This window comes from Haloarcula sp. H-hyl6, assembly GCF_056934455.1.
Window position 1 is genome coordinate 569,757 of record NZ_JBRIIK010000001.1, and the last position, 14,423, is coordinate 584,179.

14 protein-coding genes are annotated in these 14,423 nt (G+C 68.5%); 4 read left to right on the plus strand and 10 right to left on the minus strand.

Annotated elements, in window-relative coordinates; genetic code table 11:
• The 4 genes from Hhyl6_RS02935 to Hhyl6_RS02950 form a co-directional block, all read right to left on the minus strand.
• Positions 1-822 carry an SDR family NAD(P)-dependent oxidoreductase gene (locus Hhyl6_RS02935; RefSeq protein WP_483737727.1) on the minus strand — a complete coding sequence of 274 codons (822 nt, stop codon included), beginning with the start codon at positions 820-822 and terminating at the stop codon, positions 1-3.
• A 56-nt stretch (positions 823-878) separates the two neighbouring features.
• Positions 879-1,688: an endonuclease V gene (locus Hhyl6_RS02940; protein WP_483737728.1), complete on the minus strand. Its 810-nt coding sequence runs from the start codon at positions 1,686-1,688 to the stop codon at positions 879-881.
• A gap of 1 nt (position 1,689) precedes the next feature.
• Positions 1,690-2,628: a rhomboid family intramembrane serine protease gene (locus tag Hhyl6_RS02945; RefSeq protein WP_483737729.1), complete on the minus strand. Its 939-nt coding sequence runs from the start codon at positions 2,626-2,628 to the stop codon at positions 1,690-1,692.
• A gap of 77 nt (positions 2,629-2,705) precedes the next feature.
• A complete protein-coding gene (locus tag Hhyl6_RS02950) occupies positions 2,706-3,644 on the minus strand; it encodes a response regulator (RefSeq protein ID WP_483737730.1) in 939 nt (312 codons plus the stop codon).
• Positions 3,645-4,065: 421 nt separating this feature from the next.
• On the opposite strand from Hhyl6_RS02950, the gene Hhyl6_RS02955 reads away from it, so the two are divergent.
• Positions 4,066-4,185 carry a DUF7503 family protein gene (locus tag Hhyl6_RS02955; RefSeq protein WP_483739662.1) on the plus strand — a complete coding sequence of 40 codons (120 nt, stop codon included), beginning with the start codon at positions 4,066-4,068 and terminating at the stop codon, positions 4,183-4,185.
• A 102-nt stretch (positions 4,186-4,287) separates the two neighbouring features.
• Here the strand turns inward: Hhyl6_RS02955 and Hhyl6_RS02960 are convergent, their stop codons facing one another.
• Complete coding sequence (locus tag Hhyl6_RS02960; RefSeq protein ID WP_483737731.1) at positions 4,288-6,387, minus strand: CHAT domain-containing protein; 2,100 nt, start codon at positions 6,385-6,387, stop codon at positions 4,288-4,290.
• 130 nt (positions 6,388-6,517) lie between these two features.
• On the opposite strand from Hhyl6_RS02960, the gene Hhyl6_RS02965 reads away from it, so the two are divergent.
• The 3 genes from Hhyl6_RS02965 to Hhyl6_RS02975 are packed head-to-tail and all read left to right on the plus strand — an operon-like array spanning position 6,518 to position 9,171.
• The gene (locus tag Hhyl6_RS02965; protein WP_483737732.1) at positions 6,518-6,970 is read left to right on the plus strand and encodes a DUF5788 family protein; all 453 of its coding nucleotides are present in this window, start codon (positions 6,518-6,520) and stop codon (positions 6,968-6,970) included.
• A gap of 1 nt (position 6,971) precedes the next feature.
• Positions 6,972-8,714, plus strand: coding sequence for a DNA polymerase/3'-5' exonuclease PolX (gene polX, locus Hhyl6_RS02970; protein ID WP_483737733.1), 1,743 nt, complete (start codon positions 6,972-6,974; stop codon positions 8,712-8,714).
• Positions 8,707-9,171, plus strand: a complete 465-nt coding sequence (locus Hhyl6_RS02975; RefSeq protein ID WP_483737734.1) for a Mut7-C RNAse domain-containing protein — start codon at positions 8,707-8,709, stop codon at positions 9,169-9,171. The genes polX and Hhyl6_RS02975 overlap by 8 nt, the downstream gene beginning before the upstream one ends.
• Here the strand turns inward: Hhyl6_RS02975 and Hhyl6_RS02980 are convergent.
• The 5 genes from Hhyl6_RS02980 to Hhyl6_RS03000 all read right to left on the minus strand — a co-directional run bounded on the left by Hhyl6_RS02980 (position 9,166) and on the right by Hhyl6_RS03000 (position 14,411).
• The gene (locus Hhyl6_RS02980) at positions 9,166-10,026 is read right to left on the minus strand and encodes a hypothetical protein (RefSeq protein WP_483737735.1); all 861 of its coding nucleotides are present in this window, start codon (positions 10,024-10,026) and stop codon (positions 9,166-9,168) included. The genes Hhyl6_RS02975 and Hhyl6_RS02980 overlap by 6 nt on opposite strands.
• 69 nt (positions 10,027-10,095) lie before the next feature.
• Complete coding sequence (locus Hhyl6_RS02985; RefSeq protein WP_483737736.1) at positions 10,096-10,959, minus strand: hypothetical protein; 864 nt, start codon at positions 10,957-10,959, stop codon at positions 10,096-10,098.
• Between the two features lie 38 nt (positions 10,960-10,997).
• Complete coding sequence (locus tag Hhyl6_RS02990; protein ID WP_483737737.1) at positions 10,998-12,137, minus strand: ABC transporter permease; 1,140 nt, start codon at positions 12,135-12,137, stop codon at positions 10,998-11,000.
• Positions 12,130-12,831, minus strand: coding sequence for an ABC transporter ATP-binding protein (locus Hhyl6_RS02995; protein WP_483737738.1), 702 nt, complete (start codon positions 12,829-12,831; stop codon positions 12,130-12,132). The genes Hhyl6_RS02990 and Hhyl6_RS02995 overlap by 8 nt, the downstream gene beginning before the upstream one ends.
• Positions 12,828-14,411: a COG1361 family protein gene (locus Hhyl6_RS03000; RefSeq protein ID WP_483737739.1), complete on the minus strand. Its 1,584-nt coding sequence runs from the start codon at positions 14,409-14,411 to the stop codon at positions 12,828-12,830. The genes Hhyl6_RS02995 and Hhyl6_RS03000 overlap by 4 nt, the downstream gene beginning before the upstream one ends.
• Between the last annotated feature and the right edge of the window lie 12 nt (positions 14,412-14,423).

The following is a 14,423-nucleotide window of genomic DNA, read 5'->3' on the forward strand; positions in this document are numbered from 1 at the left end:
TCAGTCCAGTAGTTTTCGGAGCACGGAGAAGGTGGCGTCCCGCCACCGGGCGGGGACGTGCCGCGCCAGTAAGAGCAGGTTCGCCCCCTCGCCGACGGCGTACCGGGGTTCCGGGTCGCTCGCGTTCGCGGCGTCCCGCACCGTCAGCGCGACGGTTCCGGGCGTCACCGACAGCGCGTCCCGTACCCCCGCCAACCGCGAGTCCTCCTGTGCCTGATAGAGCCAGTCGTACGCACCCGTCGCCTCGCTGTCCGCTCGCTCGTCAGCCTCGGGGTCGCCGGCCGACTCTATCGGGCCGGGTTCGACCAGCACGACGTCCACGTCGAACTCAGCCGCCTCGACGCGGAGGGCGTCGCTCAGTCCCTCGACGGCGAACTGCGAGGCCGCGTAGCCGCCCTGCCCCGGGAGCGAGAGGCGACCCGCCACGCTGGAGACGGTGACGATGGTCCCGTTCTCCCGAGCGCGCATGTGCGGCAGGACCTCCCGAATCATCCGGTGTGGTCCCAGCAGGTTCACGTCGAACTGCGCTTCGAGGGCCGCCGTCGAGACGTCCTCCACCGCGCCGAACTGCGCCGTTCCCGCGGCGTTCACCAGACAGTCTATCCGACCCGTCGCGTCGACGACGTCCTCGACGACTCGCTCGCACTCGCGGGCGTTCGTCACGTCGAGTTCGGCCGTCTCACACCCGGCCTCTGCGAGGGGCGCGAGAGCGGCCTCGTCGGCGGCCGTCGCCCACACCGCCCAGTCGTCGTCGAGAAACGCCTCTGCGGTCGCTCGACCCACGTCGGCGGCCGCACCCGTAATCAGCACCGTCTTGGCCATAGAGGGGGCGACACGCCCCGGACAATTAAGCCCACCCGGTCGCGGTCGCCGCCCCACTACACCTCGGTCTTGACCTCGTCGGCGTAGCTATCGGCCAGTCGCGTCGGTTCGGGGAGTTTGTAGCCGGCGGCCGTCGCCAACACGAGGTCCGCGGCCGTCTCGGCGCTGACGCGGTGGCCGGGGCTGACGATGAGGGGGTTCACGTGCCGGTCTCCCGAGTCGTACTGCCGCGTCTGGACGGCGTAGCCGATGCAGGTGCCGGGTGCGGCCGTCTCGACGTCCTCGTCGGCGTCGATAGGGACGCGCTCGCCGGCCGGCAGTTTGCGGTCCAGCGACGCCCGCGGCGTCCCACAGAGGAGGTTCTTCGCCACGCCGACCGTCGGCACGTCGAGGGTGACGCCGACGTGGGTCGCCAGTCCGGCCTCCCGGTAGTGGATGCGGCCGCTCCCGTCCACGAAGACGACGTCGGGGTCGCGGTCGAGTTTCGCGAACGCCGACAGGATGGCCCCGCCCTCACGGAACGAGAGCAGGCCCGGGACGTAGGGAATCTCGGTCAGTTCGACGGCGTAGGTCCGCTCTACGACCTCGCGTCCGCGCAGGACGACGACGGCCGAGACGGCCCGGTCGCCGACGAAGGCCTGGTCGACGCCGGCGACGAGCGGGGGTGCTCCGTCTCGTGTACCGTGGTCCACTCCGGTCTCGTCCAAGGTCGACTGTCCCACCGGGCCGTCGACGGCGACCGCGTCGAGGTCGAACTCGAAGTCGTCCTCGAACACCGCCGCCTCGGCGATGTCGCGCTGGAGGCCCTCCATCTCCGCCGTCGATAGGCTCGGGTCGGGGACGAACTCGGGACGAACGACGTCCATCTCAGAAGGGGCCGCGGCCGCCGGGTCCGCCCGGGCCGCCCGGGCCGCCCCCGCCGCGGCCGAACTGGAGTTGGCTCGGCACGCGCATCTGGCTCTTGAACTTCCGGCCGTACCAGAGACCGATGCCGAGGCCGATGAGGTGGGCCGTGTGTGCGATGTTCCCGCCGAGGAGGCCGACGGACCCGGGCGACAGCGACCCGAGGACGCTGAACAGGAGGTAGAAGCCGGTGATGGCCCAGATTGGGACCGGAATCAGGAAGTAGAGGTAGACGCGCAGGCCGGGGTTGAGCACCGTCAGGAACGCCAGAATGGCCAGCGCGGCCCCGCTAGCTCCGAGGACGCCGTACGCGCCGCCGCCCTGCACCATCTGGAGCCCTATCTGGCCGAGGCCGGCGAGCATCCCCGAGACGAGGAAGAACGCCGTGAACCGCTTCGACCCCATCTGCTGCTCGACGATGCGACCGAAGAAGTAGATGATGATGCCGTTCCCGAGGATGTGGTAGAAGCCGCGCGGCGAGTGCGCGAAGATGGACGTGACCCACGTCCAGACGTACTCCGGATTGTCCGGGTGGAGGACGAACAGCGTCTGGAACAGTTCCTGACTGCCGACGACCCGCAGGACGATGATTTCGAGGAGGAACGTGATGGCCATCGCCGCGAGGAACACGTACGTCATGTTCCCGCGGAAGTACGCCATCGGTCCACCGGGGCCGGTGTCGAAGCCGAGGCGGTCCGCGACGCCGCCGGACCCGCTCGACCCGCCGCTGTTCACGCTGTCGTCGAACCCACTGTCGAACACGCCCTTCGGGTCGTCCCAGTTGTCCAGTCCGGGGCAGTCGTGGGACTCCGGCAACCGATGCTCGGCGCAGTAGGTCCCCCCGCAGTGCCCGCACTGGTAGGGCATGTTTTCTTGCTTGCCACAGACGTCGCACTCCGACATTGTCGTCACTTCGGGTGGGCCGTGCAAATGGGTTGTGCTTGTGCGAGAACGGGGCAGAAACGAGCGAGCGGGCCGGACTACTCGTTGAGCGGCGAGTCGTCGGTCGCTCTGAGGACACCTATCCACGCCGGCGCTCCGTCGTAGTCGATAGCGCCGCCCGAGACTTCGACGGTCACCCGTTCGCCGTCGGTCCGGACGCCGGTGAACGTCGAGTCGAACGACTCCAAGTCGCCGTCGTCGCTCGACTGCACCGCCTCGACGAACGTCGTCTCGTCGTCGGCCGTGATGCGGGCCGGCGACGCCCCGACGAGTTCGCTCTGCTCGTAGCCGAACGTCTCGGCGAGTTTCTGGTTCACGTAGACGAACTCGCGTTGCTGGACGATACAGACGCCCGCTATCTCCTGTTCGACCAGCCGCTGGTACCACGAGAGCGCGTTCCAGAACTGCTGTTCCGTACGGTACTGCTCGACGGCGTTCTCGATGCGGTTGGCGAGCACCTCGTACTGGTCGGTCCCGGTCCCCTTCTGCATGTAGTCGGTGACGCCCGCCTGAATGGCCTCGCTGGCTATCTCCTCGCTTCCCTGTCCGGTAAAGAGGATGAACGGCAGGTCAGGGTACTGCTCGCGGACGATTTCGAGGAACTCCAGCCCGTCGGTGTTGGGCATCTGGTAGTCGCTGACGACGCAGTCGACGCTGCCCTCGCGGAGGTGGTCCATCGCCGCCACCGCGCTCGTCTCGCTGACGACGGTGAACTCGTCGTTGATGCGTTCGAGGAACGTCTGAATCAGGTCGCCGATTTGCGGGTTGTCGTCCACGTGCAGGACGCGAATCTGCTGGCCGGTCTCCATCTTCGCCAGCGGAATCGGAACCTCCGCGTGTATCTCTTCGGCCGAATCCGAGGACTCAGTCCGTATGAGCGGGACGTTCCGGTTCGTCGCGCGGTGGCTCCCCCGGAGGACCGTCCGGGACAGTTCGACCGTGTCGTTCCCCAACGACGGTGTGCCGTCGGCCGTCATCTCCGTACACCCGCCGGCCCCGTCGTGTCCTCGCCGGCGCTCGAACGGCCGGCCGGTCCGAAACTGCGGTGGCGAGCCATCCCGACGCCCCCGCGGGGCAGTCCCGCCGAGTGTGGATGCCCTGCGTTCGTGTGCTCGTAGTTAGCCATCTGTGCGTATCTCTACCTATCTATTTAGTGGCCCTTCACAAAACGATACTGATAGTGACGGTAGTCACCACTTAACAATCTCCGGGTAGTTGTTCGAGTGTCGTACGGTTGCGGCTGAAGAATCCGCGAGCAGTAAGCGCCAGACGGCGGCCGAACGCCGTCAAACCCTGTTCTAATCACGGCTTAATCTAATTTTATACATGTAAGAACACTTCAGAAATATTTAATATATATTGCCCTGATATGTAGATTGTATCATGTCCGATACCACGATGCGAGATTACCTCGCGGAGCACCCACGGATGGCCGGCGCACTGTTCACGATTCTCCTGCTGCTGACGCAGGCAGGTAGCGCGATGGCAGGAAACAATGCAAGTATTGCTGGCCCGTAAATTACAGGGTCAAACAATAACTGACCGATAGCAGTGCGGAAGCTAAGTACCGAGTTTCAATGTCGAATCAGCCGCAAGGTTTGGCCCAGATAGGTGCCATTATTATGTTAATTCCAGAGAGGAACTCCAGAGAAGATCCCCTCCCATTTTAACTGGAACCTCTTCCAATTTCAAGAAATCAGATAGTTCCTCATCCGAAACGCGGAAGGTTCCAATATCTCCTGAGGCGAGATAATACTGATTCGTATCGAATATGAATGGTATGAATATTGTCCCCAATCCTTTCTCATCCGTAGCGTAGGTTATTATTGACACCTCAAAATCATCTCGGGATTTTTCAATCTCAAGCAAATTGGGCGATCCACCTGCACATTGCGTCACCGTAATCCCGCCGTCGCCCACCACGATGTACTGCCCGCCGAGGATGCTCTCGTCTCGGGCGATGGTGAGCGCCGCCCGGAGGGGGAACCCGCTGTTGAGGAGGCGGGCGACGGACTCGCCGATGCGGACCGCGCCGTCGTTCAGCACCTCGTTGAGGGTGACGATGCCGCCGATGGCACCCTTCTCGACGAGCGTCAGGCCTTGGTGGTAGGAGTTGCAGGCGTTCAAGAGGAACGTGTCGACGCCCACCACGTCGAGCGTCGCGGCGTCGAGCGTCCCGTCCTCGCAGGTGAAGCCGTCGCGTTCGGTGTGGCCGATGTAGTGGAAGAAGTCGGCGTCGGTCGTGAGGACCGTCGCGAGTTCGTCCGTCGTCAGGTTCTCGTGGACGGTGACGTCGAACGGCAGGTCCGAACGGTTGCCGTACACCTCGTCGGCTATCTGGCGTTCGGCGGCCATCCGGGCGTCGTTCTGGACCACTCGGATAGTGATGTCTCCCTCGGTCGTCTCGCGGTCCAGTCTGTTCTGGAAGGCCTCGGGGACGAGTTTGGTCGCGCCGATAGGGACGCCGTCGCCGAGCCAGGCCTGTTCGAGTGCGTCGTCGGCCTGCGGTTCGACGTAGTTCGGTCGGGTAGGTTCTGAGTCGTCCTCTGTGCCGGTGGACCTGACCATAGTCCCGGTGCTGGCAGAGCGCGTGAAGTCGTCCGACCGGGTAAGCGTCTCCTCGTAGCCCGCCGGTTTGCTGGTCCCACTGCTCCCTGTCGGTTGGTGCGTGCGGACGATGGCGAGGTCGTCGACGACGAACGGTAACTGCGGGGCGTTGGCGGCGACGGGGTCGACGTGGGTGGTCAGCCGCCACTCCGGCACGTGGTCCTCGACGACTTCGTAGGGGACCTCGAGGTAGGCCGCGACTTGCTCGGCGAGAGGGCGGTCGTACAGCGCCGCGAAGTCGAGGTCGACGTACGGTTCGACCGCGCGCCGTTCGTGGAGGTCTATCTTGTAGTACCCCTCCGTTCGGGTCACGCAGTCGAGGAAGAACAGTTGCTTCAGCGTCCGCTCGACCTCTCGCTCGTACCCCATCGGGCCGTCGAGCGAGCGCTCGAAGCCGTCGTCGGTCGTCAGCCGCGGCGCGGGCCCCGGCGCGACGGACGCCCCGAGGTAGTACGCCAGCGGCGCGGCGACGAAGACGGACCCGAGGTCCGGCGGAAGTTCGAGGTGGACGCCGGTGTCCGGTCGCTGGATGGACGCGGGCACGTCGAGGCTGTCGCCGAGTTCCAGTGCAGGCGGGTGGCCTCGGAGCGTCGGGTACGACCGCTCGGGGTCGATCGTCTTCAGGGCCGACCCGAACGTCTCGACGGCCGTCATCATGTCCACCGGGTCCTCGGTGGTGGTGACCGTCGCGGCCGGGCGTTCGTGGCGCGACCGGGCGCCGACGCGCACCTCGGTCGGGTCACCGAAGTCGATGCGGGTCTGTTCCATGTCGACGCTGACCTCGAAGCCGGTGTCGGCCCTGATGTACGTCTTGATGCGCGTACAGAGGTCGAGACTGTACGCGCCGTCTGGGACCGTCTTCGACTCGAACTGTTTCACCTCCGCGACCATCTCGCCGGCCGTGTCTCGGACGTAGACCGGCACGACGGTCGGGAGGACGATACTGCTCGTGCGGATGCTGACGGCCGACCCGACCGGGAACCGGAAGCCGTCGGTCGAGACCGGCACGGGAGAGACGGGCGAGGGCGTGTGCAGTCGGTAGCGCTGGCGCTCCACTCGGTCGATGATTTCGACCCCGGGTCTGTCCGCTGTCGTCTCGAACGTGAGGGCCATGTTACTGGGAGTCACCTGCCGACTGTTCAGTACTATGTTGGTAGTAGGTGGAGAGAAGACGAAAAAGATACCGACGCCGCGACCCGACCGAGCGAAGCGGGTAAGACCCCGTGGGCCGAAGCCGACGACAGTGCAAGAGTTCGAGCGCAAACAGCTACTGGAGCGCATCGAACGGGAGGGTGCGACCGTCGGTGCGGCGATTCCCGACGAGATTACCGTCCAGGGCGAGGACATCGACCTCCAGTCGTTCGTCTTCGAGATGAAGCGCCGGGACACGATACCGGCCGGCGAGCGCGAACGCGTGGACCGAGCGAAGAAGAACCTCCGACGCGAGCGCATCGAGCGCAAGGAACTGATAGAGGAGGGCGAGGTGAGCTACGAGCGCGGCGAGGAACTGGCCGAGGCCATCATCGGCATCGACCGGGCGCTGAACGCGCTCGAACAACTCGGTCCCGCCAACCTGGAGGCGGAAGCCGAAGCGCAGGAGACGGCCGACACCAAGCGCTGGATGAAGTTCCTTCGGAAGGCGCTGGGTCACGAGGACGCGGACTCCGGCACGGGCCGTGCCGGGCGAGGGAGATAGCATGAGCCGGAACGACGAAATCGCGACACGACTCGAGGAGTTCGCCGACCTGCTGGACGCGAAGGGCGTCGAGTACAAACCACGGGCGTACCGCCGCGCGGCCGAGAACGTCCGGGACCACACGGCGGCCGTCGAGAACCTCGCCGCCGAGGGCGAGGACGCCGTCGCCGAGATAGAGGGCGTCGGCGACGCCATCGCCTCGAAGGTGGTCGAGTACGTCGAGACCGGCGAAATCGAGGAGCTAGAGGAGCTTCGGGCGGACCTCCCGGTCGACATGGCGGCGCTGACGGCCGTCGAGGGCGTCGGTCCGAAGACGGTCGGCACCCTGTACGAGGAACTCGGCATCACGACGCTGGACGAACTCGAAGCCGCGGCGGAGGCCGGCGAAATTCGGGACGTGAAGGGGTTCGGCGCCAAGACGGAGCAGAACATCCTCGACAACGTCGACTTCGCGCGCGAGGCCCACGAGCGGACCCTGCTGGGCGAGGCGCGGCCGTACGGCGAGCGCGTCGAGTCGTACATGCGGGACGTCGAGGGCGTCGAGAAGTGCGCCCTCGGTGGGTCGCTCCGCCGCTGGAAGCCGACCATCGGCGACGTGGACGTCCTCGTCGGGAGCGAGACTGACGAGGCCGTCGTCGAGGCGTTCACGGACTGGCCCGACGTGGACCGCGTCATCGAGGCCGGCGAGACGAAGGCCAGCGTGATGGCCGGCGGCGTCCGGGTCGATTTGCGCGTGGTCGTTCCCGAGGAGTTCGGCGCGGCCCTCCAGTACTTCACGGGGAGCAAGGACCACAACGTCGCGGTCCGCAACCGCGCCATCGAGCGAGACCTGAAGGTAAACGAGTACGGCGTCTTCGACGTCTCGGACGTCCCCGACGAGGAGGACGACCAGCGGGCCGGCGAACGCGTCGCTGGCGAGACGGAGGAGAGCGTCTACGAGGCGCTGGACATGGACTGGATGCCGCCGGAACTGCGCGAGAACCGGGGCGAAGTCGAGGCGGCAGCGAGCCACGACCTGCCGGACCTGTTGGCGGAGGGTGACGTGCGAGGTGACCTGCACACGCACACGGACTGGTCCGACGGCGGGAACACCGTCGCGGAGATGGTCGAGGGGGCCGCCGAGTTCGGCCACGACTACATAGCCATCACGGACCACGCGACCGGACCGGGGATGGTCGGCGGCGTCGGCGTCCCGGACGAGGAGTTGCGCGAGCAACTCGACGAGGTGGAGGCCGTCGCCGAGGACGCCGACATCGAGGTGTTCACCGGCGTCGAGGCGAACATCGACGAGGACGGGAGCATCTCCGTGGCCGACGACCTGCTGGCCGAGTTGGACGTCGTCGTCGCCTCGCCCCACGCGGCGCTGGACGGGGACGGCACGGACCGACTCGTGGCGGCCGCCGAACACCCCGAGGTGAACGTCATCGGTCACCCGACGGGGCGCTATCTCAACCGCCGTCCGGGATTGGACGTCGATATCGAGCGACTGGCCGAGGCCGCCGCGGCCAACGGGACGGCGCTCGAAATCAACGCCAGCCCCGCCCGTCTGGACCTGAGCGGGCACGCGGTGAAGCAGGCCATCGAGGCCGGCTCGACCGTCGCTATCGACACCGACGCGCACAGGCCGGGAAACTTCGAGCAGATACGGTACGGCGTCCACACGGCCCGACGAGGGTGGGCCGAGGCCGGCGACGTCCTGAACGCGCGGGACGCCGAGGGCGTCCGGGAGTTCCTCGATGAGTGAAGCCGGCAGGCGCGAACCGCTGTTGCTCGACGCCATGCTGGGGAAACTGGCGTCGTACCTCCGGATGTGCGGCTACGACGCCGCCTACGCGCTGGACCGCGGCGCCGAGGCCGACGCGGACGTCCTCGCCCTCGCCCGGACGGAGGGACGGCGACTGGTGACGCGAGACGAGGGACTGGCGCGCGAGGCCGAGGACGCCGTCCTGCTCACCCGACGCGAAGTTAGCGACCAACTCCGGGAACTGTCGGCGACGGGGTTCGAACTCGAACTCTCGGACGAACCCGTCCACTGTGGCACCTGCAACGCGCCCGTCGAACGGGTCGACCGGACGGAACCGACGCCGGACTACGCGCCGGACCCCGCCGATGAGGCCGTCTGGCGGTGCCGGGACTGCGGCCAGCACTTCTGGCGCGGGAGCCACTGGGACGACGTTGCCGACACCCTCGCGGAGCTATAACCGCCGGAAACCCACGTCGTAGCACAGCGACTCGCCGACCGTTTCGAGGAGCCCCGTCACCCGCTGGTAGTCGGCCGGGTCGGGGTCGAGTCGCTCCGGCGGCGTCTCTCGAATCCGCTCGACGGCCGACCGGAGGACGCGCCCGAGCGAGGACGCCGCTCCCGACCGGGGCGTCGCCCACTCCAGATGGACGCTCCCAGTCGCCGAATCCGCCGCGACGGCCTCCAGTTGCCAGTACGGGAAGAACATCGCGTCCCGGTTCGGGTGGGAGCGGCGGAGGCCGGCACCGGTCAGCATGGCACTCGTCTCGTCGCCCGTGGGCACTCGAATGGGTGGAGACGGGGCCAGTCCGGCACAGGGTACGGGGTCCAACGCCGCATCGAGGGCCGCTTCGAAGGCCGTGGACGGGTCCGAGACGGCGCGCGTCGCCCGTCGCCGCGGGACGGAGTAGTAGCGCCACCCCTCGTCCCGGACGGCCGCGAGTTCGGCGACGCCGTTCGTTCGCCACCCGCTCTCGGTCGGTCTGGGACTGTCGGAGGGGCGCTCGGCCATCGAGTCGACCGACAGGACGCGCTTGAGCGTCTCGGCGTCGGCCGCCGTCGCGCGAACCACCGGCAGTTCGGTGTCGAGGACGCCGTGACCGTCGGGTAGTGACCGGAGAGCAGTCAGCGTCTCGGGGGCGTGTTCGCCGAGGACCGACTCGTCGAAGGCGACGTGGACGGCGCACCCGTAGTCCAGACACGTCGCCACCACCGCGTTCTCGGCGCGCACCCACCCGGCCGCGGGCACCGACTCGGCCGCGCCGTTCCAGAGGACCGCGTGGCTCGCCGCCTCGGGCGCAGGGTCGGGGACCAACACGTCCGTACCGTCTCGGACGGACTACTTAGTACGGGCCACTCGGGACACGCGCCCGAACCGGCGCGCTCACTCGCCGACGGTATCCGCGACGCCCGCCTGTCGGCGGACCTCGAAGTCGTGACAGAGGCGGTCGGCGACGAGTTCGTACGCCGTCGCCGCCGTCTCCAGCGTCGAGGCGTCCGGCGGGTGCAGGAGCGTCGGCGGCGACTCGCGCCTGCGGTCGAGGAGTCCGCGGACGAGTCGGCCCAGCGACGAGGTGGCCCCGTCGCGGCGGGTGGGCCACGAGAGGACGAGTTCGCAGGCGGCCGGGTCGGCGACGACGCCGCGCAGTCGGTCGTGCGGGTACCACTGTGTCTCGCCGTCGGCCCGGACGAGTCGCAGTCCCTCGGCGGTGAGTCGGACGTTCACGTCGGCGACGGTCCACGCCGCCAGCGTCCCGTATGGGAACAGCCCCGTACAGGGCACGTCTGCGATAGCCGAGCGAACGGCGCCCTTCAGGGCCGGGCCGGGGTCGTCGAGAACCCGGACGGTCTCCTTGCGCGGGACGGAGTAGTACCGCCACGCGTCGCCGTCGACGGCCGTCACGCGGTCGATGCCCCGCACTCGCCACAGCGAGGGGCGCTCGCCGCGCCCGATACTGAGCGCGTTCTCCAGTCGAGTCCGGTCGTCCGGCGTCGCTCTGACGACGTGGCGGGTCGTCCGGAACACGGGGTCCTCGACGGCCGGCAGCCCCGCGAGCGCGTCCGCCACCCCGGGCGCGTGCACCTCGAGGAGAGCGAGGTCGAACGCGAGTTCGACGTCCAGCCCCGCGTCGAGACAGGCCCCGAGCGTCGCGTTCTCCGCGCGGACCCACGCGTCGTCGGGCGCGGCGTCGCGGTTGGTCACCAACTGGTGGGTGGGCGTGTCTGACTCGGTGACGGACGACGGCACGGCCCGAAGTGGACAGGCGGCCGACAAAAGCGCGCCGGTCAGCCCCTGAGCGCCTCGACGGGCGGTTCCCACGCCGCCCTGTACGCGGGGTAGAGGCCGCCGACGAGGGCGACGAGGACGCCGAAGGCGAACGCGCCGAGGGGGACGACGGCGTTGCCGGGCAGGAGGACGGCCCAGAGCGGCAGTTCGGTCTGGGTGGCTGTGACGACGACGGCGACGACGCCCAGCACCGCCCCCACGGCCCCGCCGACGACGCCGAGGAGCGTCGCCTCGACCAGCAGGGTCCGGAGCACCTGCTTGCGGTGGATGCCCACCGCCCGGAGGACGCCTATCTCGCCCCGGCGCTCGGAGACGGTCATCAGCATCACGTTGAAGATGCTGACGCCGGCGACGACGAGCGAGACGCCCGCGACGGCCAGCAGGAACCCGTTCAGGAGGTCGAAGAACTCCGCGATGCGGTCCAGCACGCTCGTCAGCGAGAAGACGGTCACCCGCTCCTGTCGAGCGTTCAGCCGCCGGTCCACCTCGTCGGCGACCGCTCGGGCGTCGGCCGCCGAGTCCGCCCGGACGACGACCTGCGAGAACCCCGACGTGGCGAACTCGTCCGGAGGGAGGATAACCGCGGAATCGGGCTGGAGCGGGGAGATGCTCTGGACCTCCGGCAGGACGCTGACCACGCGGTACTCGTTGCCCTCGACGGTGATGGTGCTGCCCGGACGGAGGGACAGTTCCTCGGCGACGTCCGCGCCGACGATGGCGCCCTGCCGGTGGAACGCCGGGACTGCGGCGCTCCCGTTGCCGAACAGCGCCCGTGGACTGTCCGTCCCGTACACCTGCGCGACAGTTCGGCCGCCGCTCGCCCGTACCGTCCCGCCCGTCGCCTTCAACGGGACGACGGTCCCCCGACCGTCCGCGGCCCGCTGGACCGCCGCGAGGTCACGGGAGTCAAGCGACTCGGCGTCGCTCCCCTCGGCGGGACTGACGATGACTTGGTCCCCGAGGCCGCCCAGTTCCTCCGTCGCGGCGGCGCTCAGGGCGTTGCCGAGCAGTCCGAGCGTGACGACGGCGAACACGCCGATGACGATGCCCAGCGCCGCCAGCCCCGCGCGAAGCCGCTGTCGCGAGAGGTTCCGCGTCGCCAGCGACAGCGCCGGGAACCGTCGCCCGTTCTCAGTCACGCTGAATCACCCCGTCAACGAGTTCGACGGTCCGGTCGGCGTAGTCGGTCACGAGGTCGTCGTGCGTGACGGCGACCACGCCCACGTCGGACTCGTCGGTGATGTGGCGAATCTCCTCTAGGATGCTCGTCCCCGTCTCGCGGTCGAGGTTACCCGTCGGTTCGTCGGCCAGCAACACGTCGGGTTCGTTTATCAGGGCGCGAGCGATGGCGACGCGCTGTTTCTGCCCGCCGGAGAGTTCGTCCGGGGTGTGGTCCAGTCGGTCGCCGAGGCCGACCCGTTCGAGCAAGTCCCGCGCCCGGTCGGTGGCGTCGCCGGGGAGGAAGGCCGTCGGGAGCCTGACGTTCTCCAGCGCGGTCAGCGTCGGCAGGAGGTGGAAGTCCTGGAAGACGAACCCCAACGACTCCCGTCGGGCGTTCGTCCGCTGGGCCTCCGTCAGCCCCGTGGTCGGTTGCCCGCGGAGTTCGACGCGACCGCTCGTCGGTTCGTCGAGCAGGCCGAGGACGTTGAGCATCGTGCTCTTGCCGCTCCCGCTGGGTCCGATGACCGCCACCATCTCCCCGTACGCGACGGCGAAGTCGACGTGCGAGAGTGCGACCACCTCGCCGCCCGCGCCGCTGTCGTAGCGCTTGCTCACGTCGACGAGGCGAAGCGGTGGGGCCAGTTCGACGGGGCTGGTCTGGACCGTCCTCATCGGTCCCACGTTCGGCGGGTGAACAGGGTCACGGCCACGGTCACGACGAGGCCGACCACCACCGCAAGCGCGACGGCGAGGGACTGTCTGTCACTCCCCCTGTTCGTCCCGTCGTCCGCGGGGAGGGGGACCTCGGACGTCTCGGTGACCCGTTCGCCCCCGACGGCGTACTCGACCCGGACGGTGAGCGACGTCGCGTTCGCGGTGTCGGCCTGCGCGGTGAGTTCGAACGGGGCGAACTCGCTACTGGCGACGCTCCCGACGAAGTAGTTGCGCTGTGGGTACGCCGGTTCGACGTACCGGGTCGGCTGGACGGAGACGACGGCGCTCTGCACGTCGCCGTCGCCGACGTTGGCGAGGTTGCCGTCGACGGTCACGCGGCCGTCGTCGGCCACGGACACGTCGAGGCCGGTGATGGTCGCGGCCCCTCGCTCGGCGGCGTAGTCGTATCTGACGCCGCTCTCTGCCCGGTCGCGGGGCGTGTCGTACTGCGCGACGAAGCGGACGCCCTCCGTCGTAGTCACCTGCGAGAGGTCCACCGCCACCGTGGTCGACTCGCCCGGCCCGAGTTCGTCGGCGAGCGCGAACCGGCCCACGGCCGAGAGGACCGTCCCGTCGGGCGTCTCGCCGGTGAGGACGACGTCCTCGACGGCGGCGTTGCCGAAGTTCGTCACCGTCACGTCGACGCGGGACTCGCTGGACTCGTCCTGTCCCGACTGTGGCTGGAGCGCACTCCCGCCGCCACCGCCACCGAGGAGGCCGCTCAGACCGCCAGTTACCTGCTGGGCGTCGTCGGGTCGCGCTCGCTGGACGCGGACGCCCACGTCCGTCGACAGCGGTTCGACGGTCACGGTCTTGGCGAACGTCGAAGTCGTCTCCACGCCGTTCGGCGTCGTGTACGTCGTCGTCACCGCCAGCGACCGTTCGCCCGGCGAGGGCGCTCGCACCGAGAGGTTCACCGTCTGCGACGCGCCGGCGGCCAGCGTCGGGACGGTCCGCCGAATCCGCTCGCCGGTGGCCGGGTCTGTCACGACGAGTTCGATGCCGCGGAGCGGCGCAGTCGTCGGGTTCGAGACGACGGCGGTGACGGGCGTATTCGCCCCCGCGACGAGGCCGTCGGTTCGGAGTTCGACTTGCGGTTCGCCCCGTTCGACGCCGACGGTCAGTGGTCGGGTTGCCCGGACCGTCTCGCCGTCCTCGTCCGTTCCGACCGCGACGAGGCGAAGGTCGTACGAGCGGGGCCGGTTCACGGTGAAGGTCACGGGGACGGTCAGCGTCTCGCCGGGGGAGAGTCGCCCGAGGTCGGTCGCGGTGCCGAGGACGACGTCCTCGCCCGTCTCGGGCGAGCGGACGACCTGCACGCGGTCCAGCGACAGCGATGTGTTGCTCCCGCCGGAGAGCCGAACGGTCGTCTCGGCGGTTATCGGTGCCCCTGCCGTGGGCGTCGCCGGGGATACCGTCGCGTCCGTCAGCGTCACGCGAGCGTCGGCCGCGGCGGCCGGCCCGACGGCGGCGAGCGGTCCCATCCCGAGGAGGACGACCAGTGCGACGGCGAGGAGACGGAAACGGGAACGCACCATCTACGGGTGTAA